The 25032-nt window shown below is 70.7% G+C and carries 19 protein-coding genes and 2 tRNA genes; 19 read left to right on the top strand and 2 right to left on the bottom strand.

The genetic code is table 11. From position 1 onward, the window contains the following. Nucleotides 1–169: 169 nt before the first annotated feature. From AC0B61_RS06855 to AC0B61_RS06845, 3 genes are all read left to right on the top strand, one after another. Entirely contained in the window at nucleotides 170–733 is a 564-nt protein-coding gene (locus AC0B61_RS06855) for a TetR/AcrR family transcriptional regulator (RefSeq protein ID WP_471739542.1), read from the top strand. An 89-nt stretch (nucleotides 734–822) separates the two neighbouring features. Continuing rightward, nucleotides 823–2280: an MFS transporter gene (locus tag AC0B61_RS06850; RefSeq protein ID WP_471739541.1), complete on the top strand. Its 1458-nt coding sequence runs from the start codon at nucleotides 823–825 to the stop codon at nucleotides 2278–2280. 56 nt (nucleotides 2281–2336) lie between these two features. Next, nucleotides 2337–3380 (top strand): UDP-N-acetylmuramate dehydrogenase, encoded by a 1044-nt coding sequence (locus AC0B61_RS06845; protein ID WP_471739540.1) that lies wholly within the window; start codon nucleotides 2337–2339, stop codon nucleotides 3378–3380. Here AC0B61_RS06845 and AC0B61_RS06840 read toward each other — a convergent pair. Both AC0B61_RS06840 and AC0B61_RS06835 read right to left on the bottom strand, forming a co-directional pair. After that, nucleotides 3377–4480, bottom strand: coding sequence for an adenosine deaminase (locus AC0B61_RS06840; protein ID WP_471739539.1), 1104 nt, complete (start codon nucleotides 4478–4480; stop codon nucleotides 3377–3379). The two genes, AC0B61_RS06845 and AC0B61_RS06840, sit on opposite strands and share 4 nt — an antisense overlap. Nucleotides 4481–4589: 109 nt before the next feature. After that, on the bottom strand, nucleotides 4590–5837 hold the full coding sequence (locus AC0B61_RS06835; RefSeq protein WP_471739538.1) for a pyridoxal phosphate-dependent aminotransferase: 1248 nt from the start codon (nucleotides 5835–5837) through the stop codon (nucleotides 4590–4592). A 285-nt stretch (nucleotides 5838–6122) separates the two neighbouring features. Between AC0B61_RS06835 and AC0B61_RS06830 the strand changes: the two genes are divergently transcribed. The 16 genes from AC0B61_RS06830 (at nucleotide 6123) to AC0B61_RS06755 (ending at nucleotide 24883) form a co-directional block, all read left to right on the top strand. After that, nucleotides 6123–6195 (top strand) — tRNA-Trp (locus AC0B61_RS06830). Between the two features lie 147 nt (nucleotides 6196–6342). Next, a complete protein-coding gene (gene secE, locus AC0B61_RS06825; RefSeq protein ID WP_471739537.1) occupies nucleotides 6343–6681 on the top strand; it encodes a preprotein translocase subunit SecE in 339 nt (112 codons plus the stop codon). Nucleotides 6682–6890: 209 nt separating this feature from the next. Beyond that, on the top strand, nucleotides 6891–7820 hold the full coding sequence (gene nusG / locus AC0B61_RS06820; protein ID WP_471739536.1) for a transcription termination/antitermination protein NusG: 930 nt from the start codon (nucleotides 6891–6893) through the stop codon (nucleotides 7818–7820). A 166-nt stretch (nucleotides 7821–7986) separates the two neighbouring features. Next, nucleotides 7987–8421 carry a 50S ribosomal protein L11 gene (rplK, locus tag AC0B61_RS06815; RefSeq protein ID WP_471739535.1) on the top strand — a complete coding sequence of 145 codons (435 nt, stop codon included), beginning with the start codon at nucleotides 7987–7989 and terminating at the stop codon, nucleotides 8419–8421. 101 nt (nucleotides 8422–8522) lie between these two features. Then, nucleotides 8523–9245 (top strand): 50S ribosomal protein L1, encoded by a 723-nt coding sequence (gene rplA / locus AC0B61_RS06810; protein WP_471739534.1) that lies wholly within the window; start codon nucleotides 8523–8525, stop codon nucleotides 9243–9245. Between the two features lie 198 nt (nucleotides 9246–9443). After that, nucleotides 9444–10226 carry a hypothetical protein gene (locus AC0B61_RS06805; RefSeq protein WP_471739533.1) on the top strand — a complete coding sequence of 261 codons (783 nt, stop codon included), beginning with the start codon at nucleotides 9444–9446 and terminating at the stop codon, nucleotides 10224–10226. Between the two features lie 123 nt (nucleotides 10227–10349). After that, entirely contained in the window at nucleotides 10350–11204 is an 855-nt protein-coding gene (locus AC0B61_RS06800) for an SCO4651 family lipoprotein (protein ID WP_471739532.1), read from the top strand. Nucleotides 11205–11355: 151 nt separating this feature from the next. Further along, complete coding sequence (locus tag AC0B61_RS06795; protein ID WP_471739531.1) at nucleotides 11356–12234, top strand: SCO4651 family lipoprotein; 879 nt, start codon at nucleotides 11356–11358, stop codon at nucleotides 12232–12234. A 359-nt stretch (nucleotides 12235–12593) separates the two neighbouring features. Beyond that, a complete protein-coding gene (gene rplJ / locus AC0B61_RS06790; RefSeq protein ID WP_030232356.1) occupies nucleotides 12594–13157 on the top strand; it encodes a 50S ribosomal protein L10 in 564 nt (187 codons plus the stop codon). 88 nt (nucleotides 13158–13245) lie between these two features. Further along, nucleotides 13246–13629 carry a 50S ribosomal protein L7/L12 gene (gene rplL, locus AC0B61_RS06785; protein WP_471739530.1) on the top strand — a complete coding sequence of 128 codons (384 nt, stop codon included), beginning with the start codon at nucleotides 13246–13248 and terminating at the stop codon, nucleotides 13627–13629. 698 nt (nucleotides 13630–14327) lie between these two features. Beyond that, complete coding sequence (gene rpoB, locus AC0B61_RS06780) at nucleotides 14328–17804, top strand: DNA-directed RNA polymerase subunit beta (protein ID WP_471739529.1); 3477 nt, start codon at nucleotides 14328–14330, stop codon at nucleotides 17802–17804. Between the two features lie 99 nt (nucleotides 17805–17903). Further along, nucleotides 17904–21797, top strand: a complete 3894-nt coding sequence (locus AC0B61_RS06775) for a DNA-directed RNA polymerase subunit beta' (RefSeq protein ID WP_471739528.1) — start codon at nucleotides 17904–17906, stop codon at nucleotides 21795–21797. Between the two features lie 206 nt (nucleotides 21798–22003). Continuing rightward, nucleotides 22004–22077 (top strand) — tRNA-Met (locus AC0B61_RS06770). A gap of 169 nt (nucleotides 22078–22246) precedes the next feature. Beyond that, nucleotides 22247–22921 (top strand): DUF4097 family beta strand repeat-containing protein, encoded by a 675-nt coding sequence (locus tag AC0B61_RS06765; protein ID WP_471739527.1) that lies wholly within the window; start codon nucleotides 22247–22249, stop codon nucleotides 22919–22921. A gap of 82 nt (nucleotides 22922–23003) precedes the next feature. Then, a complete protein-coding gene (locus AC0B61_RS06760) occupies nucleotides 23004–24206 on the top strand; it encodes a sensor histidine kinase (protein WP_471739526.1) in 1203 nt (400 codons plus the stop codon). After that, entirely contained in the window at nucleotides 24203–24883 is a 681-nt protein-coding gene (locus AC0B61_RS06755; RefSeq protein WP_471739525.1) for a response regulator, read from the top strand. The genes AC0B61_RS06760 and AC0B61_RS06755 overlap by 4 nt, the downstream gene beginning before the upstream one ends. The last annotated feature ends 149 nt before the right edge of the window (nucleotides 24884–25032 follow it).

The raw sequence follows: 25032 nt of genomic DNA, 5'->3' as shown, positions 1-25032 counted from the left end.
GGTGGGGGGGCGGGGGGCGCGGGGGGGGGGGCGGGCGGGGGGGGGGCGGGGGGCGGCGCGGGGGGGGGGGGGGGGGGGGGGGGGGGGGGGGGGGGCCCGCCGCCCCCCCCCCCCCCCCCCCCGTCCGGGGGCCTTGCAAAGATAGTGATTGGCCACTAACTTTGGTCCCATGGCGAGGTCGAGCATCCGGATGAGTGCGGAGGAGCGGCGCGAGAGCGTCGTCCGGGCCGCGATGATCGAGTTCGCCCGGGGCGGCTACCGCGGCACCTCCACCGAGGCGATCGCCCGCCGGGTGGGCGTCTCGCAGCCGTACCTGTTCCGGCTGTTCCCGGGCAAGCAGGCCATCTTCGAGGCGGCCGCCGAGCGCTGCGTCGAGGAGACCTGGCGGGTCTTCGACGAGGCGTCGGCCGGGCTGACCGGCGAGGCCGCCGCCGACGCGATGTCCGAGGCGTACCTGGGCCTGGTCGAGGACCGGGACCAGCTGATGATGCAGATGCAGCTCTACGTCTCGGTGTTCGCGGCCAGGGCGGTCGGCGAGGAGGAGATCGGGGAGAGCGCCCGGCGGCTGTGGGAGGACCTGTTCGACCGGGTCAGGATCCGGATCGGCGGTGACATGAAGGACGCCACGAGCTTCTTCGCGCACGGGATGCTGATCAACACGCTGGTGGCGCTGGGCTACCCGTCGGACCACCGGCTCTGGACCGGCTTCGACGGGTGCGAAGGGGCGGAGTAGGCGGGCCGCGCGGTGGTGTCCGTGCGGCCTCTTTTCGGCCCCGCAAAGTTATTGATCAATAACTATCTAGAGGAATCTGGGGGAACGTCATGACGGAGAAATCGGCCTTCGGCCGAGCCGCGGTCTGGACCTTGGTGATCGTCAGCGCGGCGAGCTTCATGGCCGCCCTGGACAACCTGGTGGTCACCACCGCACTGCCGTCGATCCGCGAGGAACTCGGCGGCGGCCTGTCCGACCTCGAATGGACGGTCAGCGCCTACACCCTGAGCTTCGCCGTGCTGCTGATGTTCGGCGCCGCCCTCGGCGACCGCTTCGGCCGCCGCCGGATCTTCCTGGCCGGCCTGACGGTCTTCACCGCCGGCTCCGCCGCGGCCGCGCTCTCGCCGGGCATCGGCGAGCTGATCGCCGCCCGGGCCGTCCAGGGCGTCGGAGCCGCGGTGATGATGCCGCTCACCCTCACTCTGCTCACCGCCGCCGTGCCCGAGGCCAGGCGGGGGCTGGCCTTCGGCATCTGGTCGGGTGTCAGCGGCCTCGCCGTCGCCGCCGGGCCGCTGATCGGCGGCTCGCTCACCGAGCACTTCTCCTGGCAGTGGATCTTCTGGGTGAACGTCCCGGTCGGCCTCGTCCTGCTGCCGCTGGCCTTCCTGCGGCTCGGCGAGAGCCGCGGCGCCGTTCGGGCCCTGGACGGCCCCGGAACCGTGCTGGTCAGCCTGGGGATGTTCGGGATCGTGCTCGGCCTGATCCGCGGCAACCCGGACGGCTGGACCAGTCCGCTGGTCCTCGGCGCCCTGATCGGCGGCGCCGTCCTGCTGGCCGCCTTCGTCCGGTACGAGCAGCGCGTCGCCGCCCACCCGATGCTGCCGATGCGGCTGTTCCGCAGCCGCGCCTTCTCGGCCGTCAACGCCGCCAGCCTGCTGATGTACCTCGGGATGTTCGGCTCGATCTTCCTGATCAGCCAGTACCTCCAGGGCGTCGGCGGCTACAGCCCGCAGGAGGCCGGTATCCGGATGCTGCCGTGGACGGCGATGCCGCTGCTGGTCTCGCCGGTCGCGGGCATCGTCTCCGACCGGATCGGCGGCCGGCCGATCGTGGTCGCCGGACTGGCGCTCCAGGCCGCCGGGCTGGCGATGTTCGCCCTCGTCGTCGACGGGAGCACCGGGTACGACTACCCCGCCCAGATCCCCGCCATCGTGGTCTGCGGGATCGGCATGTCCCTCTACTTCGGCCCGACCGCCCAGCTGGTGATGGCGAGCGTCCGACCGCAGGAACAGGGGATCGCCTCCGGCGCCAACAACTCCCTGCGCGAAGTCGGCGGGGCGCTCGGGGTCGCCGTGCTCTCGGCGGTGTTCTCGGCGCAGGGCGGCTACCAGTCGGCGCGGGCCTTCACGGACGGACTGGTGCCCGCGCTGTACGTCGGCGCGGCCGCCGTCGCGGTCGGGGCGCTCGCCGCGGTGTTCATCCCGCGCCGGGGCCGGGCCGGGGCCGCGACGGCCGCGACGGCCGCGGGGCAGCCGGCGCCGGACCGGGCCGAAGCCGCCCGAGTCTGAGCCCGCGGGGGAAGGGCGGCCGGAGGGGCCGTCCTTCCCCCCGTACGCTGGTGGGCGTGCTGGTAGAAAACGACGCCCCCCTCGCCCCGCTGACCACGCTCCGGCTCGGCGGCCCGGCCCGCCGCCTGGTCACCGCCCACACCGACGACGACGTGATCGCCGCCGTCCGCGAGGCCGACGCGGCCGGGGAGCCGCTGCTGGTCCTCGGCGGCGGCTCCAACCTGGTGATCGGCGACGACGGCTTCCCCGGCACCGTGCTGCGGATCGCCACCGAGGGCTTCGTCCTGGACGGCACGGCGCTGGAGGTCGCGGCCGGCGAGACCTGGTCCGAGGTGGTCCGGCGGACGGTGCTGGACCACGACCTGGCGGGCATCGAGTTCCTGGCCGGCATCCCCGGCTCGGCCGGCGCGACCCCGGTGCAGAACGTGGGCGCGTACGGCCAGGAGGTCGCACAGTCGATCACCGAGGTGGTCGCCTACGACCGCAGCGCCGACGAGGTGGTCACGCTCTCGAACGCCGAGTGCGCGTTCTCCTACCGGCACAGCCGCTTCAAGGCCGAGCCGGAGCGTTACGTGGTGCTGCGGGTGCGCTTCCGCCTGGAGGACGACGGCGGGCTCTCCACCCCCGTCCGCTACGCCGAGACGGCCCGGCACCTGGGCGTCGAGCAGGGCGAGCGGGTGCCGGTCAGCACGGCCTGGAACGCCGTACTGCGGCTGCGCGCCGGCAAGGGCATGGTGCTGGACCCCGTGGACCACGACACCTGGTCGGCGGGCTCCTTCTTCACCAACCCGGTGCTCACGGCCGCGCAGTACGAGTCCTTCCGCACCCGCCCGGGCACCGAGAACGCCCCCGCCTACCCCGCGCCGGAGGGCTGCACCAAGACCTCGGCGGCCTGGCTGATCGACCGGGCCGGCTTCGCCAAGGGCTACGGCAGCGGCCCGGCGACGCTCTCCACCAAGCACACCCTGGCGCTCACCAACCGCGGCTCGGCCACCGCCGAGGACCTGCTGGCGCTGGCCCGGGAGATCCGGGACGGGGTCCGCGAGGCCTTCGGGGTGGAGCTGGTGAACGAGCCGGTGATGGTGGGCGTCGCGCTCTAGGCGCTCGCGCTCGTGCCGGCGCTCGCCGCGGCTGTGGCGGTGGCGTCCGCGGTCGCGTCCGCCGGGGCGTGGCCGTCCACCAGCCAGGCGTCGATGTCCGCCAGCAGCTCCTTGCGGACCGCCTCCGGCGCGACCGAGCCGCGCACCGACTGCCGTGCCAGCTCGGCGAGTTCGGCGTCGTCGAAGCCCAGGACGTCCCGGACCAGCTCGTACTGGTCGGCCAGCCGGCTGCCGAACAGCAGCGGGTCGTCGGCGCCCAGCGCCAGCGGCACCCCGGCGTCGAAGAGCCTGCGCAGCGGGACCTCCTCGGGCTGCTCGTAGACACCGAGCGAGACGTTGGACGACGGGCAGACCTCGCAGGTGACCTGGCGGTCCGCCAGCCGCTGCATCAGCCGCTGGTCCTCGGCGGCCCGCACGCCGTGGCCGATCCGGGTGGCGCCCAGGTCGTCCAGGCAGTCCCGGACGGACTCCGGGCCGGCCAGCTCGCCGCCGTGCGGAGCGGCCAGCAGCCCGCCGTTGCGGGCGATCGCGAAGGCCCGGTCGAAGTCCCGGGCGAGGCCCCGGCGCTCGTCGTTGGAGAGGCCGAAGCCGACCACCCCGTGGTCGGCGTAGCGGACGGCGAGCCGGGCCAGGGTCCGGGCGTCCATCGGGGACTTCATCCGGTTGGCCGCGACCAGCACCCGGATGCCCACCCCGGTGGCCGCGGCGGCGTGCTTCACCGCGTCCAGGATCAGCTCCAGCGCGGGGATCAGGCCGCCCAGCCGGGGCGCGTAGGAGGTCGGGTCGACCTGGATCTCCAGCCAGCGGGAGCCGTCCCGGCGCTCGTCCTCGGCGGTCTCCAGGACCAGCCGGCGGATGTCCTCCTCGTCCCGCAGGACGGAGCGGGCGGTGTCGTACAGGCGCTGGAAGCGGAACCAGCCGCGTTCGTCGGTGGCCCGCAGGCTCGGCGGCTCGCCGGAACTGAGCGCCTCCGGCAGGCGGACGCCGTGCTTGTCGGCCAGCTCCAGCAGGGTGGCGGGGCGCATCGAGCCGGTGAAGTGCAGGTGCAGGTGGGCCTTCGGGAGGCCCCTGACGTCTCGCGGGTTCAACAGGCGTTCCATTCGCCGATACTGCCGTATCCGGACCCCAAACGGGAACCGCCCTCCTGCCATCCCCCCAAGGGGTGAAAAGAGGGCGGTTCCCCGGTGGGACCGGTGCGACGGACCGGCGTCAGTCGCGGGCCTCGCCGAGCAGCTTCTGGACCCGGCTGACGCCCTCGACCAGGTCGGCGTCCCCGAGCGCGTAGGAGAGCCGCAGGTACCCGGGGGTGCCGAAGGCCTCACCCGGGACGACGGCGACCTCGGCCTCGTCCAGGATCAGGGTCGCCAGCTCGCCCGAGGTCTGCGGGCGCCTGCCGCGGATCTCCTTGCCCAGCAGGCCCTTCACCGACGGGTAGACGTAGAAGGCGCCCTCGGGTTCGGGGCAGAGGACGCCCTCGATCTCGTTGAGCATCCGCACGATGGTGCGGCGGCGGCGGTCGAAGGCCTCGCGCATCTCGGCGACGGCGTCCAGGTCGCCGGCGACGGCGGCCAGGGCAGCGCGCTGGGCCACGTTGGAGACGTTCGAGGTGGCGTGCGACTGCAGGTTGGTCGCGGCCTTGACGACGTCCTTCGGGCCGATCACCCAGCCGACCCGCCAGCCGGTCATCGCGTAGGTCTTGGCGACGCCGTTGACCACGATGCACTTGTCGGCCAGCTCGGGCAGCAGGGCCGGCAGCGAGGTGAAGGTGGCGTCGCCGTACACCAGGTGCTCGTAGATCTCGTCGGTGAGCACCCACAGGCCGTGCTCCAGCGCCCAGCGGCCGATCGCCTCCGCCTCGGCCTCGGTGTACACCGCGCCGGTCGGGTTGGACGGCGAGACGAAGAGCACCACCTTGGTGTTCTCGGTGCGGGCGGCCTCCAGCTGCTCGACCGAGACCTTGTACCCGGTGGTCTCGTCCGAGACGACCTCCACCGGGACGCCGCCGGCCAGCTGGACGGACTCCGGGTAGGTGGTCCAGTACGGCGCCGGGATGATGACCTCGTCGCCCGGGTCCAGGATCGCGGCGAAGGCCTCGTAGATCGCCTGCTTGCCGCCGTTGGTGACCAGCACCTGGGAGGCGTCCACCTGGTAGCCGGAGTCGCGCAGCGTCTTGGCGGCGATCGCGGTCTTCAGCTCGGGCAGGCCACCCGCCGGGGTGTAACGGTGGTTCTTCGGGTCGCGGCAGGCTTCGACGGCCGCGTCGACGATGTAGTCCGGCGTCGGGAAGTCGGGCTCGCCGGCGCCGAAGCCGATGACCGGGCGGCCGGCGGCCTTGAGGGCCTTGGCCTTGGCGTCCACGGCGAGGGTCGCGGACTCGGCGATCGCGCCGATCCGGGCGGAGACCCGGCGGTCGGCGGGGCGGAGGGACTGGTCGGGCTGCGGGGTGGAAGCGCTCATGCCTGCATCGTCGCAGAACCGGGACGGACCGGGCATCGAGGTTCCAGGATCCGTACGGTCCCGTCCGCATCCCGGCGCCGGGCGATCCGCCGGTGGCCACCCCGGCGGACCGGACATCCGCCGGAGGAGGGGCGCTTCCGGAAGAAGAGGTTCGACCAAACGCCCCCCGACCACGTACACTCGCTGCTCGACGGCCCGCCGAAAAAGAACCGGAGCTTTCGCCGCTGTACAGACAGCGGGGGGAGATGCGGTAGGTTGGTCGCCACCGGAGCCGCGAGGCGCCGTAGGGCAATAGCTCAATTGGTAGAGCACCGGTCTCCAAAACCGGCGGTTGGGGGTTCGAGTCCCTCTTGCCCTGCTGCTTGAACCGTTTTCAGCCCGTTCGCTCCACAGAGCGAGCGGGCTTGATGCGGAGATGGCACCGATCAGCACCGCTACGCCGGCCGGTCGTGCCCCATCGGGTGCGCGGCGAAGTTCGGCAGGACCCGGATTCAGGTGAGGACGAGTGACGGAGACCACGGGCTCCACCGCAACGCCTGAGAGCGGCAACCCCGAGGGTGCCGACGGCGCTGCCGAGACCACGCCCGTCGAGGGCGGCAAGAAGTCCGGCAAGCGCGGCAACCGCGACAAGAAGTCCGGCAAGCGGGCCAAGAAGGGCCTGTTCGCGCGGATGGGCCTCTTCTACCGCCAGATCATCGCGGAGCTGCGCAAGGTCGTCTGGCCGACCCGGAGCGAGCTCACCAACTACACCGCCGTCGTGGTCACCTTCGTCGTGGTCATGATGGCCCTGGTGGCGGGTCTGGACTACGGCTTCTCCAAGCTGAGCCTCCTGATCTTCGGCTGACGCAGCCGACCACCTTCGGAACAGCCTCCCGACCCGGGCCGATCTTCGGTCCGGGTCGAGCTGTCGGTGGCGCACGTACGCGCCGTTACCGTGGACTCGGTACTGTTGAAGTCTCCGAGACCTCTCCGGGCACCCGCGTCAGCGGCAGCGTGCCGGGGCCGGTTCCGGAGCGCGCCACCTTCACCATCTCCAGGAAAGAAGCAGCCACCGTGTCTGAGTCCCCCCTGTACGACGCCGACGAGGCCGTCCGCGAGGCGGATGTCGCCGCCGAGCTGGACGCGGCCGAGCTGGCTGACGACGCCGACTCCGCCGAGCAGATCGTCGACGCCGCGGACAGCGACGAGGACGAGGCCGAGGCGTACGACGAGGCCGAGGTCGGCGAGCCCGCCGAGGAGGCCGCGCTGCACGTGGAGGGCGACGTCGAGGCCGCCGCCGAGGAGGCTGGGACCGAGGAGGCCGAGGAGTCCGCCGCCGAGGACGAGGCTGACACCGAGGTTGACGCCGAGGTCGAGGCCGAGGAGCCCGCCGCCGAGGTCGACCCGGTCGCCAAGTTCCGCGAGGACCTGCGCTTCATGCCGGGCGAGTGGTACGTGATCCACACCTACGCCGGCTACGAGAACCGGGTGAAGCAGAACCTGGAGCAGCGCGCCGTCTCGCTGAACGTCGAGGAGTACATCTTCCAGGCCGAGGTGCCGCAGGAGGAGGTCGTCCAGATCAAGAACGGCGACCGCAAGACCATCCGCCAGAACAAGCTCCCCGGCTACGTGCTGGTGCGCATGGACCTCACCCCGGAGTCCTGGGGCGTCGTGCGCAACACCCCGGGTGTCACCGGCTTCGTCGGCAACGCCTACGACCCGTACCCGCTGACGCTGGACGAGGTCGTCAAGATGCTCGCCCCGGACGTCGAGCGCCAGGCGGCCAAGGACGCCGGCAAGCCCTCGCCGATCAAGCCCAGCGAGATCCAGGTGCTGGACTTCGAGGTCGGCGACTCGGTCACCGTCACCGACGGCCCGTTCGCGACGCTGCAGGCGACCATCAACGAGATCAACCCGGACTCGAAGAAGGTCAAGGGCCTGGTCGAGATCTTCGGCCGGGAGACCCCGGTCGAGCTCTCCTTCGACCAGATCCAGAAGAACTAGCCACACGGTCTTCGGATCCGGGGCGGGGCCTGGGGGCCCTGCCCCGGATCCGTTTTGGTCCAGGGGCGCGGACACGTTAGCCTGGTTCGATGTGTGTGTCGGCGGCCGGGTGTCGCCCCGGTTCCGCACACACCAGCAATCACCTCTCGGAAGGACCCGGAGAGACATGCCTCCCAAGAAGAAGAAGGTCACGGGGCTTATCAAGCTCCAGATCAACGCCGGTGCGGCCAACCCGGCGCCGCCGGTCGGCCCCGCGCTGGGCCAGCACGGCGTCAACATCATGGAGTTCTGCAAGGCCTACAACGCTGCGACCGAGTCGCAGCGCGGCATGATCGTGCCGGTGGAGATCACGGTCTACGAGGACCGTTCCTTCACCTTCATCACGAAGACGCCGCCGGCCGCGCGCCTCATCCTGAAGGCCGCCGGCGTCGACAAGGGCTCCAGCGAGCCGCACAAGACCAAGGTCGCGAAGCTCACCAGCGCCCAGGTCCGCGACATCGCCACCACGAAGATGCCCGACCTGAACGCCAACGACCTGGACGCCGCGGCGAAGATCATCGCCGGCACCGCCCGGTCGATGGGCATCACCGTCGAGGGCTGATCCCCCCGTCCCGTCAGGGACAAACCGGCTCAGCCGTCCCCTGTGGTAGGGCCTGCGCAGGCCCGTGACACCACAACTCCAATCACCATTCAGGAGCAGCAGTGAAGCGCAGCAAGGCTCTGAAGGCCGCGGACGCTCAGGTCGACCGCGAGCGCCTTTACGCCCCCCTCGAGGCCGTCCGCCTCGCCAAGGCGACCAGCACCACCAAGTTCGACGGCACCGTCGAGGTCGCCATGCGTCTGGGCGTCGACCCGCGCAAGGCCGACCAGATGGTCCGCAGCACCGTGATCCTCCCGCACGGCACCGGTAAGACCGCTCGGGTCCTGGTCTTCGCGACCGGTGACCGTGCCGAGGCCGCGCGTGCTGCGGGCGCCGACATCGTCGGCTCCGACGAGCTGATCGACGAGGTCGCGAAGGGCCGTCTGGACTTCGACGCCGTCGTCGCCACCCCGGACCTCATGGGCAAGGTCGGCCGCCTCGGCCGCGTCCTCGGCCCCCGTGGTCTGATGCCGAACCCGAAGACCGGCACCGTGACCCCCGACGTCGCCAAGGCTGTCAACGACATCAAGGGCGGCAAGATCGAGTTCCGCGTCGACAAGCACTCGAACCTGCACTTCATCATCGGTAAGGCCTCCTTCACCGACGAGCAGCTGGTCGAGAACTACGCCGCCGCGCTGGACGAGGTGCTCCGCGCCAAGCCGTCCGCCGCCAAGGGCCGCTACATCAAGAAGACCGCCCTGTCGACCACCATGGGCCCCGGCATCCTGGTGGACCCGAACCGCATCCGCAACCTCCTCGTCGAGGAGGACCCGGCCGCGGTCTGAGCCCCAGCGCTCTAGAGCAGTCCGTACGACGGGCCCGCCCCCCCTTCACCGGGGGTGCGGGCCCGTCGTCGTCCCCGGGGCCGGGCGGCGGCTCGAACGGTTGCCGGATCGGGACCTGGGCGGATGGGAACGGCTGCACTGGACGTCGTACGCTCTGCCGGTCAGATCATGTGAAGACCGTGACCGCCGGAGTGTGCCGTGCCGCCCGCCCCCCGCGCCGCCGCCCTGGTGGCAGCCCTGCTGCTGACCGGCACCGCCACCGGCTGCAGCCTGCTGGCCGCCCCGGACACCCGCACCCCCGGCAACCCCGCACCCGTACCGCCCAAGCAGGTGGTGCTGAAGGCCGCGCAGGCACTGGACGACGCCGGCGGCGCCCGGATCGAGGTGGTCCAGGAGGGCCCGGCGGGCCGGCGCACCGCGAGCGGCAGGCTGGTCTGGGGGCCCTCCGACGAGGCCGCGCTGACCGTCACCGACGAGACGGGCCCCGCCAGCCTGGCCCTGAAGGACGGCGCGATCGACCTCGCGTACCAGGGCGGCGCGGTCAAGCACGCCGAACGCACCGCCGCCGAGTCGATCGACCCGGCGGCGGGCCCGAGTCCGGACGGCTACGCGGGCGGCTGGATGACCGCCCTGGTGACCGACCCCGGCAGCCGGGCGTACGCGATCGCACAGACCGTCAAACTCGTCTCGCTCGGCGGCGAACAGCTGGCCGGGATGACCGTCGCGCACTACCAGGGCTCCGCGACGGCGGACGAATTCTTCGGCACGGACCAGGAGTTGAGCCCGCAGCGGCGGTCCGCGACGGTCAAGTGGTACCGGCAGCGCGGAGTGGCGGCGATCGGCTTCGACGTCTGGGTCGGGCCCGGCGCGCGGTTGTTGAGGCTGCGGGAGACGGCCCCGGGCAGTGCCGGAACCACCGTGACCACCACGGATGTCCCCTCCTCCGGGACGGACGACGCGACGCCTGCCGCAGGAGGCTGACGGCAGGGGGATATCCGGTGCGTGAGGGCACTGGCGATCCGTTAGAGTCCGGCTGGGAAATGCCTGGAAGAACCGAAAATCGGCTCTTCCCAGGATCGAATCGGATCTCACGGGGGTACCTTCATGCGCGCTGTGCGCCTCGCCTCGGCCGTCGCCACGGCCGCCGTCCTGCTCGGTGCGGTCACCGCATGCGGCAACAGCAAGGGCGGCAACGACGCCAAGAGCAGCGACACCAAGGGCAGCGACGCCAAGGGCGGCGACCCGATCGCGGCGGCGCTGACCGGGGATCCGAAGGCGGCCCTGAGCGCTGCCGCGCTGGTCATGCAGAAGGCCGGGAACGGCAAGGTCGACATGGTCAGCCCGGACGACGCCAAGGGCGGCGGCACCGGCGGAGCCGACTGGAAGGACCCGGCCAAGGTGTCCGTGGACCTGGTCGGCGACATGGAGGGCAAGAAGCTCAAGATCCGGCTGGTCGGACCGGACGTCTACCTCGGCGGCGACGACACGTCGGCCGCGGCCCTCGGCGGCAAGCACTGGGTCAAGCTGCCCGCCTCCAACGACGCCGGCGACGGCTTCCGGGCGGGGGGCCAGATGCTCAACCCGGTCGCCGTGCTGACCGTCGCGGCCCAGAGCGGCAAGCTGTCGAAGGTCGGCCAGGAGAGCCTGGCCGGCGCCCAGACCACCCACTTCCAGGCCGTCGAGGACACCTCCGTCCTGGTGGCCGGGATGTCGGCGCTCCCGGCGGACCAGCGCCAGGCCGTCCAGAAGACGCTGGAGGAGGACGGCAAGACCCTCACCTTCGACTTCTGGCTGAACGGCAAGCAGGAGCTCGTCCAGTACCAGGAGTACGGCGACTCGAACGGCGCGAAGGCCGCCATCACCGTCAAGTACTCCGACCTCGGCAAGGCCGCCGCGATCACGGCGCCCGCCGCCACCGACCTCGGCAGCGAGGCCGACCTCCTCAAGCTGCTCGGCTGACCCGGCCGGCCCCCGGCTCGGCCGACCGGTGGATCCGGCCGGTCCGGCACGGCCCGATGAGGGGGCTGCCACCGGCCGGGCCGGTGACGAGTGGCATGGTGGCCGGACGAAGGGCTGCCGGCGGGCGGGGGCCGTGAGGGAGGGGACGGACGTGGCGGGACGGCAGCGGTTGGCGGCAGTGGCCGTCGTCGTCCTGCTGGCGAGCGGGCTGAGCGGGTGCGGCGGTGCGGACGACCCGTCCGCCACGCCGTCCGGCAGCCCGACCCCGTCCAGCGCCCCGGCCACCAGTGCCTTCCCGACCGGCCCGGCCAAGCCGACCGACCGCTCCCCGCACGGGGTGCTGCTCTCCGCCGAGCTGGCCATGCAGACCGCCCGCCGGGCCAAGGTCAGCTACCGGCTCGGCGGGAACGCCGGATCCGGCCCGCTGTTCTGGCAGCCCAAGACGGCGCTGCAGATCAAGCGCTCCACCCCGGCCGAGGCCGAGCAGCTGATCGTCGTGGACACCGTCGCCTACCAGGGCGGCGACGCCGCCACCGCGGCCCGCCAGGGCGGCAGGCACTGGGAGCGCTTCACCGTCCCGCCGGACCCGGACGGCCACCGGGAGGTCCCGTACGCGGGGCTGATCGACCTGCTGAACCCGGTCGAGGCACTGGCCGCCGCCACCGCGGACGGCGCGGACGCCCAGTTCGTCGCCGAGGAGAAGTACGAGGACTCGACCGTCGAGCACTACCGGGTCACCACCACCGCCGAGAAGTACGCGGCCGCGCAGACCCAGCTGACCCAGGCCCGCCGGGACGGACTGCGGGCCGCGCTCGCGCCCGGCGGCTCGCTCTCGCTCACCCTGGACCTCTGGCTCAACGACAAGGACCAGCTGGTCCGGCTCCAGCGCACCGGCAACGGGGACAGCGGCCGCGCGGACGACTCGGTGCTCTACACCGACCTCGCCGGGGCCCTGCTCTCGGCGCAGGCGCCGCCCGAGACGGACACCGCGGACACCGGCGTCCGGACGGTCTCCCCGCTGGCCCGCTGAGCCGCGCCGCACCGGCCGGGGTTGCTCCGTCCGAGGGCGATTTGCACCTGGCGAACCGCTCCGGCTACTGTGGCGGAAGCCAAAGACCGCTGGTTGTCGCCGCGCCCCCGTCAGGGAGCCGGTGGCCGAAGGATCTGCGATTCGTCGCAGGCAGCCCGCGCAGGTGTGTCTGGAGCTTCGATTTCCGGGTCCGCGTTCGCGCGGAAGCCCGTCGAGGTCGTTCCGAGCCCCGTGCGCCTGCGCACCGGGGCTCATTGCGTTTTCGCAGGAGCTTTCCTTCCCTCCAGCCGGTCCGCGGCGACACTGGTCGACTTTCGTGGTCGGCCTGACTTCGACATCACGGAAGGAGGCGTAAGCCTATGGCCAGGCCCGACAAGGCTGCTGCCGTTGCCGAGATCACGGACAAGTTCCGTGGCTCCTCCGCGGCGCTGCTGACCGAGTACCGCGGTCTCTCGGTGAAGCAGGTCAAGACCCTGCGTCGCTCGCTCGGCGACAACGCCGAGTACGCCGTGGTGAAGAACACGCTGACCAAGATCGCGGCCAATGAGGTCGGGATCACGGAGCTCGACGACCTGTTCAGTGGTCCGACGGCTGTCGCCTTCGTCACCGGTGACCCGGTGGAGTCGGCGAAGGCTCTGCGTGACTTCGCCAAGGAGAACCCCGCTCTCATCATCAAGGGCGGTGTCCTTGACGGTAAGGCGCTGTCCGCCGATGAGATCAAGAAGCTCGCGGACCTCGAGTCCCGCGAGGTGCTGCTCGCCAAGCTGGCGGGTGCCCTGAAGGCCAAGCAGTCCCAGGCTGCCGCGCTCTTCCAGGCCCTGCCGTCGAAGCTCGTCCGCACTGTGGACGCGCTGCGCGACAAGGTCGAGCAGGGCGGTGCCGGTACGCCGGCTCCCGCCGCCGAGGACGCTGCCGCCGAGTAGTTCGGCAGGCTCACGCCTCGCTGCGGGCCCGCGCCCGCCAAACCCGTACATACGGCACCACCTGCCGATTTAGTGGAAGGACGCCATCATGGCGAAGCTGACCCAGGACGAGCTGCTCGCGCAGTTCGAGGAGCTCACCCTCATCGAGCTCGCCGCCTTCGTGAAGGCCTTCGAGGAGAAGTTCGACGTCACCGCCGCCGCGCCGGTCGCCGTCGCCGCCGCCGGTGTCCCCGGTGCTGCCGCTGAGGCCGTCGAGGAGCAGGACGAGTTCGACGTCATCCTCGAGGGTGCCGGCGACAAGAAGATCCAGGTCATCAAGGAGGTGCGCACCCTGACCTCCCTCGGCCTGAAGGAGGCCAAGGACCTCGTTGACACCGCTGGTGCCAAGGTCCTGGAGAAGGTTGCCAAGGACGTTGCCGAGAAGGCCAAGGCCGCCCTCGAGGGTGCCGGCGCCAAGGTCACCGTCAAGTGATCATGCGCCCCCTCTGAGGGGGCGTGCGGCCGGGCCGATCACCCTTGCGGGTGGTCGGCCCGGCCTTTTCGCGTTCCCGGGGCGCCCGGGCGGTGCCCGGCTCCGTTCCGCCGTCCGGGTCGGCGGGGGCCACCGGTGTGGCCGATAGCCCACTCGGCACCGTCGGTGTCGGGGGGTATGGTGATCACCGTCGTCGGCACGGTCCCCACCACGGCTTCTGTAACGCCGGTGGGGTTCGGACCGATAGACGGGTCGAGGTCCGCGCCGTCGGCGGGCCCTTGACGAACCAGGCGCGGCGCGCGATTCTCAAGGCGCGAGTCCGCCCGGTTGGTTCGCCGCTGGATGCATAACCAGTGGCCGGGCGGGAAATGACTCCACGTGGGTCAGAGCAGTACACCGGTGGGCGTCCGCGCTCACCGGCTACCGGGAGGAGTCTCCGATTCGGTCTCCGAATCAGAGCTGGACAGCAGTGTGGCCATTGGCTACACTGTCCCTTTGCGCTGCCTGTTAGCTGCTCCGTGACTCGTCGCCCGGAGTTTGCGTTGCCCTGAAGGGGTCTGGCATCGCCTCCGCAAAGCGGCTCTGACCTGGGGTTCCGACCCCGGCAGAGGCCAGTGGCGAGGGAGGCGGGACCAAGCCCATGCAGGCCCGGCTGGTACGCGCGTAGTGAGCTCCGAGCCCTCGGAAGGACCCCCCTCTTGGCCGCGCCGCGCAACGCCTCGAACAATTCCGCCGCATCCACCGCCCCTCTCCGCGTCTCCTTCGCGAAGATCAAGGAGCCCCTCGAGGTCCCCAACCTCCTGGCCCTGCAGACCGAGAGCTTTGACTGGCTGCTCGGCAATGCGGCCTGGAAGTCCCGGGTCGAGGCGGCGTTGGAGAACGGTCTGGACGTCCCCACCAAGTCCGGTCTGGAGGAGATCTTCGAGGAGATCTCGCCGATCGAGGACTTCAGTGGGTCGATGTCCCTGACCTTCCGCGACCACCGTTTCGAGCCGCCGAAGAACTCGATTGACGAGTGCAAGGACCGTGACTTCACGTACGCGGCCCCGCTCTTCGTCACGGCCGAGTTCACCAACAACGAGACCGGTGAGATCAAGTCTCAGACGGTCTTCATGGGCGATTTCCCGCTCATGACCCACAAGGGCACGTTCGTGATCAACGGCACCGAGCGTGTCGTCGTGTCGCAGCTCGTCCGCTCCCCGGGCGTGTACTTCGACTCCACCCTGGACAAGGTGTCCGACAAGGACATCTACTCCTGCAAGGTCATCCCCTCGCGGGGTGCCTGGCTGGAGATGGAGATCGACAAGCGCGACATGGTCGGCGTCCGCATCGACCGCAAGCGCAAGCAGTCCGTCACCGTGCTGCTCAAGGCGCTCGGCTGGACCAACGAGATGATTCTCGAGGAGTTCGGCGAGTACGAGTCGATGCGCAACACCCTGGAGAAGGACCACACCCAGGGCCAGGACGACGCGCTCCTGGACATCTACCGCAAGCTGCGTCCGGGCGAGCCGCCGACCCGCGAGGCCGCGCAGACGCTTCTGGAGAACCTGTACTTCAACCCGAAGCGCTACGACCTCGCCAAGGTCGGCCGGTACAAGGTCAACCGCAAGCTGGGCAACGCCGAGTCGCTGGACTCCGGCGTGCTCACCGAGCCCGACATCATCGGTGCGATCAAGTACCTGGTGAAGCTGCACGCCGGCGAGACCGACTGGCAGGACGGGACCGGCCGCGACATCGTGGTCGAGGTCGACGACATCGACCACTTCGGCAACCGCCGCCTGCGCAACGTGGGCGAGCTCATCCAGAACCAGGTCCGTACGGGTCTCGCCCGTATGGAGCGGGTCGTGCGTGAGCGCATGACCACCCAGGACGTCGAGGCGATCACGCCGCAGACCCTGATCAACATCCGGCCGGTCGTCGCCTCCATCAAGGAGTTCTTCGGCACCAGCCAGCTGTCGCAGTTCATGGACCAGACGAACCCGCTGTCGGGCCTGACCCACAAGCGTCGTCTGTCCGCGCTCGGCCCCGGCGGTCTCTCCCGTGAGCGCGCCGGCTTCGAGGTCCGTGACGTGCACCCCTCGCACTACGGCCGCATGTGTCCGATCGAGACCCCGGAAGGCCCGAACATCGGTCTGATCGGGTCGCTGGCCTCGTACGGCCGGGTCAACGCCTTCGGCTTCATCGAGACCCCGTACCGCAAGGTCGTCGACGGTGTCGTCACCGAGAAGGTGGACTACCTCACCGCCGACGAGGAGGACCGCTACGTCATCGCCCAGGCGAACGCGCCGCTGACCGCGGACCTGCACTTCGCCGAGCCGCGCGTCCTGGTCCGCCGCCGTGGTGGCGAGATCGACTACATCCCCGGCAGCGAGATCGACTACATGGACGTCTCGCCGCGCCAGATGGTGTCGGTCGCGACCGCCATGATCCCGTTCCTCGAGCACGACGACGCCAACCGCGCGCTCATGGGCTCCAACATGATGCGCCAGGCGGTGCCGCTGCTGAAGAGCGAGGCTCCGCTGGTCGGCACCGGCATGGAGTACCGCTGCGCCGTCGACGCCGCGGACGTCATCACCGCCGAGAAGGCCGGTGTCGTCCAGGAGGTCTCGGCCGACTACGTCACCGTGGCCAACGACGACGGCACGTACACCACGTACCGCGCCGCCAAGTTCACCCGCTCCAACCAGGGCACCGCCTTCAACCAGAAGGTGCTCGTGGACGAGGGCGCCCGGGTCGAGGTCAACCAGGTGCTGGCCGACGGCCCGTGCACCGACGAGGGCGAGATGGCCCTCGGCAAGAACCTGCTCGTGGCGTTCATGTCGTGGGAGGGTCACAACTACGAGGACGCGATCATCCTGTCGCAGCGCCTCGTGCAGGACGACGTCCTCTCCTCGATCCACATCGAGGAGCACGAGGTCGACGCCCGTGACACCAAGCTCGGCCCCGAGGAGATCACCCGGGACATCCCGAACGTCTCCGAGGAGGTCCTCGCCGACCTCGACGAGCGCGGCATCATCCGCATCGGTGCCGACGTCGTCACCGGCGACATCCTGGTCGGCAAGGTCACCCCGAAGGGCGAGACCGAGCTGACCCCGGAGGAGCGCCTGCTCCGCGCGATCTTCGGCGAGAAGGCCCGTGAGGTCCGCGACACCTCGCTGAAGGTGCCGCACGGTGAGTCCGGCAAGGTCATCGGCGTGCGCGTCTTCGACCGCGAGGAGGGGGACGAGCTCCCCCCGGGCGTGAACCAGCTGGTCCGCGTCTACGTCGCCCAGAAGCGCAAGATCACCAACGGTGACAAGCTCGCCGGCCGCCACGGCAACAAGGGCGTCATCTCGAAGATCCTGCCGGTCGAGGACATGCCGTTCCTGGAGGACGGCACCCCGGTCGACATCATCCTCAACCCGCTGGGTGTCCCGTCCCGAATGAACCCGGGGCAGGTCCTGGAGATCCACCTCGGGTGGCTCGCCAAGCAGGGCTGGGACGTCTCCGGCCTCGCCGACGAGTGGGCCCAGCGCCTGCAGGCGATCGGCGCCGACACCGTCCAGGGCGGCACCAACCTCGCCACCCCGGTCTTCGACGGCGCCCGCGAGGACGAGATCACCGGCCTGCTGGACAACACCACCCTCACCCGTGACGGTGAGCGCCTGGTGAACTCCACCGGCAAGGCCCGGCTGTTCGACGGCCGCTCCGGCGAGCCGTTCCCGATGCCGGTCTCGGTCGGCTACATGTACATCCTCAAGCTGCACCACCTGGTCGACGACAAGCTGCACGCCCGTTCGACCGGCCCGTACTCGATGATCACCCAGCAGCCGCTCGGTGGTAAGGCGCAGTTCGGTGGTCAGCGCTTCGGTGAGATGGAGGTGTGGGCCCTTGAGGCGTACGGCGCGGCCTACGCGCTGCAGGAGCTGCTCACCATCAAGTCCGACGACGTCCTCGGCCGGGTGAAGGTCTACGAGGCCATCGTCAAGGGCGAGAACATCCCCGAGCCCGGCATTCCCGAGTCCTTCAAGGTGCTCATCAAGGAAATGCAGTCGCTTTGCCTCAACGTGGAGGTGCTGTCCTCGGACGGCCAGTCCATCGAGATGCGGGACTCCGACGAGGACGTGTTCCGCGCGGCCGAGGAGCTCGGCATCGACCTGTCCCGGCGCGAGCCCAGCAGCGTCGAAGAGGTCTGACGGAGGCCGGGCCGGCTGCCCGCGGCAGCCGGCCCGCCCCCAGGCCCCCCTCAGACCACATGAACGACTCTCGACTTACGAAAGAGGGCTTGACGACCAGTGCTTGACGTCAACTTCTTCGACGAGCTCCGCATCGGCCTGGCCACCGCCGACGACATCCGCCAGTGGTCGCACGGCGAGGTCAAGAAGCCGGAGACCATCAACTACCGCACCCTGAAGCCCGAAAAGGACGGCCTCTTCTGCGAGAAGATCTTCGGCCCGACCCGGGACTGGGAGTGCTACTGCGGTAAGTACAAGCGCGTCCGCTTCAAGGGCATCATCTGTGAGCGCTGCGGCGTCGAGGTGACCCGCGCCAAGGTGCGCCGCGAGCGGATGGGCCACATCGAGCTGGCCGCCCCGGTCACCCACATCTGGTACTTCAAGGGTGTCCCGTCCCGCCTGGGCTACCTGCTGGACCTGGCGCCGAAGGACCTCGAGAAGGTCATCTACTTCGCCGCCTACATGATCACCTGGGTCGACGACGAGCGCCGCCAGCGCGACCTGCCGTCCCTGGAGGCGCACGTCTCGGTCGAGCGCCAGCAGATCGAGAACCGCCGCGACTCCGACCTCGAAGCCCGTGCCAAGAAGGCCGAGACCGACCTGGCCGAGCTGGAGGCCGAGGGCGCCAAGGCCGACGTGCGCCGCAAGGTGCGCGAGGGCGCCGAGCGCGAGATGAAGCAGCTGCGCGACCGCGCGCAGCGCGAGCTCGACCGCCTCGACGAGGTGTGGGCCCGCTTCAAGAACCTCAAGGTCCAGGACCTCGAGGGCGACGAGCTGCTCTACCGCGAGCTGCGCGACCGCTTCGGCACCTACTTCTCCGGCTCGATGGGCGCCGCGGCCCTCAAGGACCGCCTGGAGACCTTCGACCTGGCGGAGGAGTCCGAGCGCCTGCGCGAGATCATCCGCACCGGCAAGGGCCAGAAGAAGACCCGGGCGCTCAAGCGCCTCAAGGTCGTCTCCGCGTTCCTGCAGACCACCAACAAGCCCAACGGCATGGTGCTGGACTGCGTCCCGGTCATCCCGCCGGACCTGCGTCCGATGGTGCAGCTGGACGGTGGCCGCTTCGCGACCTCCGACCTGAACGACCTGTACCGCCGCGTCATCAACCGCAACAACCGCCTGAAGCGCCTGCTCGACCTCGGTGCCCCCGAGATCATCGTGAACAACGAGAAGCGGATGCTCCAGGAGGCCGTCGACGCGCTGTTCGACAACGGCCGCCGCGGCCGTCCGGTCACCGGCCCGGGCAACCGCCCGCTGAAGTCCCTCAGCGACATGCTGAAGGGCAAGCAGGGTCGTTTCCGCCAGAACCTGCTCGGCAAGCGAGTCGACTACTCGGCCCGTTCGGTCATCGTCGTCGGCCCGCAGCTCAAGCTGCACCAGTGCGGTCTGCCGAAGGCCATGGCGCTGGAGCTCTTCAAGCCGTTCGTGATGAAGCGCCTGGTCGACCTGAACCACGCGCAGAACATCAAGTCGGCCAAGCGCATGGTCGAGCGTGCCCGCCCGGTCGTGTGGGACGTCCTCGAAGAGGTCATCGCCGAGCACCCGGTCCTGCTGAACCGTGCGCCCACCCTGCACCGCCTCGGCATCCAGGCCTTCGAGCCGCAGCTGGTCGAGGGCAAGGCCATCCAGATCCACCCGCTCGTCTGCACCGCGTTCAACGCGGACTTCGACGGTGACCAGATGGCCGTCCACCTGCCGCTCTCCGCGGAGGCGCAGGCCGAGGCCCGCATCCTGATGCTGTCCTCGAACAACATCCTGAAGCCGGCCGACGGTCGCCCCGTCACCATGCCGACCCAGGACATGGTGCTCGGTCTGTTCTTCCTCACCTCGGACCGCGACAACGTGAAGGGCGCCGGCCGCACCTTCTCGTCGACCGCCGAGGCGATCATGGCCTTCGACGCCCGCGAGCTGGACGTCCAGGCCCCGATCGAGCTGCGCCTGCAGGCCGGCACCGTCCCGCCGCGCGGCTGGACCGCTCCGGTGGACGAGGACGGCCAGCCGAGCTGGTTCGACGGCGAGCCCTTCCGCCTGACCACCACCCTCGGCCGCGCGCTCTTCAACGAGCTGCTGCCCGAGGACTACCCGTTCGTCGACTACGAGGTGGGCAAGAAGCAGCTCTCCGCGATCGTCAACGACCTGGCGGAGCGCTACCCCAAGGTCGTCGTCGCGGCGACCCTGGACAACCTGAAGGCGGCCGGCTTCCACTGGTCGACCCGTTCGGGTGTCACCGTCTCGATCTCCGACGTCGTCGTCCCGCCGAGCAAGCCCCAGATCCTCGAGGGCTACGAGGCGAAGGCGGAGAAGGTCCAGCGTCAGTACGAGCGCGGCCTGATCACCAACGACGAGCGCAAGCAGGAGCTCATCGGCATCTGGACCCAGGCGACCAACGAGGTCGCCGAGGCCATGAACGCGAACTTCCCGAAGACCAACCCCATCTTCATGATGGTCGACTCGGGTGCTCGTGGAAACATGATGCAGATGCGTCAGATCGCCGGTATGCGTGGTCTGGTGTCCAACGCCAAGAACGAGACGATTCCCCGTCCCATCAAGGCGTCGTTCCGTGAGGGCCTCACCGTTCTCGAGTACTTCATCTCGACCCACGGTGCCCGTAAGGGTCTGGCCGACACCGCGCTGCGCACCGCCGACTCCGGCTACCTCACCCGTCGACTGGTCGACGTCTCCCAGGACGTCATCATCCGCGAGGAGGACTGCGGCACCGAGCGCGGCCTGAAGCTGGCGATCGGCTCCGTGGGCGCCGACGGCGTGCTGCGCAAGACGGACGACGTCGAGACCAGCGTGTACGCCCGCATGCTCGCCGAAGACATCACCATCGACGGCAAGCTGCTGGCCACCGCGAACACCGACCTCGGTGACGTGCTGATCAACGAGCTGATCCGCCACGGCATCAGCGAGGTCAAGACCCGCTCGATCCTGACCTGTGAGTCGGCCGTCGGCACCTGCGCCATGTGCTACGGGCGCTCCCTGGCCACCGGCAAGCTGGTCGACATCGGTGAGGCGGTCGGCATCATCGCCGCCCAGTCCATCGGTGAGCCCGGTACCCAGCTGACCATGCGTACCTTCCACACCGGTGGTGTGGCCGGTGACGACATCACCCAGGGTCTGCCGCGTGTCGTCGAGCTCTTCGAGGCCCGCACCCCCAAGGGTGTGGCCCCGATCTCGGAGGCGCAGGGCCGCGTCCGCATCGAGGACACCGAGAAGACCCGCAAGCTGGTCGTCACGCCGGACGACGGCACCGACGAGATCGCCTACCCGGTCTCGAAGCGTGTGAAGCTGCTCGTCAGCGAGGGCGAGGCGGTCGAGGTCGGCCAGAAGCTGACCATGGGTGCCACCAACCCGCACGACGTGCTGCGGATCATGGGCCAGCGTGCCGTCCAGATCCACCTGGTCGCCGAGGTCCAGAAGGTCTACAACTCGCAGGGCGTGTCGATCCACGACAAGCACATCGAGATCATCATCCGGCAGATGCTCCGCCGCGTGACGATCATCGAGTCGGGCGACGCCGAGCTGCTCCCGGGCGAGCTCGTCGAGCGCGGCCGCTTCGAGACCGAGAACCGTCGGGTGGTCTCCGAGGGCGGTCACCCCGCCTCCGGCCGTCCGCAGCTGATGGGTATCACCAAGGCCTCGCTGGCCACCGAGTCCTGGCTGTCGGCCGCCTCCTTCCAGGAGACGACCCGGGTGCTCACCGACGCGGCGATCCACGCCAAGTCGGACCCGCTGCTGGGCCTCAAGGAGAACGTCATCCTCGGCAAGCTCATCCCGGCCGGTACGGGTCTGCCCCGCTACCGCAACATCCGGGTCGAGCCGACCGAGGAGGCCAAGGCCGCGATGTACTCGGCCGTCGGCTACGACGACTACGACCTGTCGCCCTTCGGCTCCGGCTCCGGCCAGGCGGTTCCGCTGGACGACTACGACTACGGCCCGTACACCGGCTGAGTCCCCCTCCTCGCCCGCCCGCGGGCAGGAGTGGCTTAGGTCACCGATCGCAGGGCGGTCACCCTTCACGGGGTGGCCGCCCTGCGGCGTTTCCGGCGTTTCCGGCATTTCCGGTGTTCTCGGCGTCCGGTCCGGGGCCGCCGGGAACCGGGATCGGAAACCGGTTAGGTCATTCGGCCGGTATCGCGTAAGCTCGTGTTTACCGACGCGGGGTGGAGCAGCTCGGTAGCTCGCTGGGCTCATAACCCAGAGGTCGCAGGTTCAAATCCTGTCCCCGCTACTGAATCGAAGGGCCCGGAGGCATCAAGCCTCCGGGCCCTTCGGCATTCCCCGGTCCCTCCCCCCTGCGGGGGAGTGGCGGGAACCGCTCCGGTGAGGGAGGTGTGGGACGGCGCCACCGCGGGAGGCTTCCGGTGTCGGGACGGCGGGGCTTGCGAAGGGGGCCGGGAATGAAGCGGGTACTGGGCGCGGCGGCGATCACGGCGGGGGTGCTGGCCGGGATGGCGGGCTGTCTGCCGGTCGGGGACGACCAGCAGCACCGGACGGTCGGCTACGGGGTGGCAGAGCCGGTCAGGGAACTGGTCGTCGAGGGGAAGAACGGCGGGGTGGTGGTCACCGGCGTCGGCGACACCGTGCAGGTGGTCGAGAACCAGAACTACCGCGGGGACGCCCCGAAGAGCACGCACGAGGTCAAGGACGGCGTGCTCCGGCTGACGTACGAGTGCGACCGGTGCGGCATCGGGTACACCGTGCAGGTGCCCGCCCGGACCAAGGTGCGGGTGAAGCAGGGCAACGGCGGCATCAAGCTGACCGGTCTGGCCGCCGACGCGGAGGCCGAGGTGCAGAACGGCGGGGTCGAGGCCAACGGGCTGACCTCCCCGCAGGTGAAGCTGACCGCGGTGAACGGCGGGGTGCGGGCCAAGTTCGCCGGCGCGCCGTCGAAGGTCGAAGCCGCGACGACGAACGGCGGCGTGTGGCTGAAGGTGCCGGGCGGCGAGGCGTACGCGGTGGACGCGCAGGCGTCGGTCGGCGGCGTGGACGTGAACGTCCCCTCGCAGCCGGCCGCGGCGCGCAGCATCACCGCGCGGGCCGTGACCGGTGGCGTGACGGTCACCGGTGCCTGACCGGGCCGTTCCGGAGGTGCTGCCGGTAGGGCATGATCTCCTCCACGGGGACGGCGTCCCCGGCTACGGGGGAGGCAGCGGGGTGGAGCGTGCGGCGGGCGGGCCGGGCCGGCCGGGGGGACCGAGTCCGTACCTGCCGGACTCGCTGTTGGCGGCGACGGCGGCCGGGGTCGCCCTGTGGTCGGTGTACCAGGACGGGACGGCCCGGCCGTGGTGGGTGTACCTGCTCGCGGCGGCGACGGCGCTGCCGCTGCCCTGGCGGCGCCTGCGGCCGCTGACGGTGCTGGCGCTGGCGACGGCGCCGTCGCTGGTGATCTCGGTCGTGGCGCATTCGGCGAACCCCCAGGTGCCGCTGTCCGGGGTGGTGGCCCTGTACACGGTGGCCGAGCGGGCCTCGGAGCGGGCGCGGTGGAGCGTCCTGGCGGTCGTGGTGGCCGGCAACGTCCTCGGCACCCACTCGCCGAACGGCGCGCTGTTCAGCCTGGTCACCTCCGTCGGCACCTTCGTGTTCGGCTCGTTGGTGCGCGCCCAGCGGCAACTGGCCCGGGTGCAGGCGGAGCGGGCCCGGGAGGCCGGCGAACGGGCGGCCAGCGACGCGGCGCGGGCGGTCGCCGAGGAGCGCGCCCGGATCGCCCGGGAGATGCACGACATCCTGGCGCACGCCGTCTCGCTGATGGTGATCCAGGCCGAGGCCGGGCCGGTGGTGGTGCGGAGCGATCCGGACCGCGCGATCCGGACGTTCGACACCATCGCCGACGCGGGCCGCGATGCGATGGTCCAACTGCGGCGCGTCCTCGGCGTGTTGAAGGACCCGGACGCGGGCCGGCAGCTGGCGCCGCAGCCCCGGCTGGCCGAACTCGCCGACATGGCCGAGCGGGTGCGCGGCGCGGGCCTGCAGGTGGAGCTCGAACTCCCGCGGGACAAGGACGCGCTGCCCGCCGACGTGGAGGCGGCGGCGTACCGGATCGTGCAGGAGGCGCTGACCAACACGGTCAAGCACTCCGGGGCCGACCGGGCCGCGATCCGGGTGCGGCGCGCGGGCGAGGTGCTGGAGGTCGTGGTCTCCGACAACGGCCGCGGTGTGCCGTCGACGGCCGACCGTACGGCGGTCGGCCGGGCCGTGACCGGGTGGTCGGGTGGCCGCGGGCTGGTGGGCGTCCGGGAGCGGGCGGCGGCCTGCGGCGGGCGGGCCGAAGCCGGCCCGGGCCCGGAGGGCAGGGGATTCGTGGTGAGCGCCCGGCTGCCGCTGGCAGCGGGCGTGACAGTGGAGAGGGAGGGCGGATGACGCCGATCCGGGTGGTCATCGCGGACGACCAGGAACTCGTGCGGGCCGGATTCGGGATGATCCTGGACGCGCAGCCCGACATCGAGGTGGTGGCCGAGGCGGCCGACGGCGCCGAGGCGGTCGAGGCGGTGCGCGAACACGGGCCGGACGTGCTGCTGCTGGACGTCCGGATGCCGGTGATGGACGGGCTGGAGGCCGCCCGCCGGGTGTGCGCCGAGTTCCCGTCCACCAAGGTGATCATGCTGACCACCTTCGACATCGACGACTACGTCTTCGACGCGCTGTACGCGGGCGCCAGCGGCTTCCTGCTCAAGGACGTCCGGCGGGACGACCTGGCGCACGGCGTGCGGATGGTCGCCTCCGGGGAGGCGCTGCTCGCGCCCTCGGTGACCAGGCGGCTGATCGGCGAGTTCGCCGCCCGCCGGCCGGGAACGCCGGAGCGGGCGGTGCGGCCGCCGTCCAGGCTGCTCGAGCAGCTGACCGGGCGCGAGCAGGAGACCCTGCAGCTGATCGCGCGCGGGCTGTCCAACGCGGAGATCGCGGCGGAGCTGGTGGTCAGCGAGCACACGGTGAAGACGCACGTCAGCAACGTGCTGAGCAAGCTCGGGCTGCGCGATCGGGTGCACGCGGTGGTGTTCGCGTACGAGGCCGGGGCGGTGGTGGCGGGGGAGGGCTGACGCCCCGGGGTGGCGGGCTCCTCACCCGGGCTGGTGGGGTTCTCACCCGGGCTCATCCCTGCGGGGGAGGCGGCCGGTTCGCCGGTGCGGGCGATCCGCGACGAGGGCTCCGGCGGGCAGCATCTGTGGTGTCGCAAACGGACCACGCA

The organism is Kitasatospora sp. NPDC023385 (assembly GCF_055664045.1).
The sequence above is the reverse complement of the archived record's forward strand: the minus strand, read 5'-3'. Positions and strand labels throughout refer to the sequence as shown.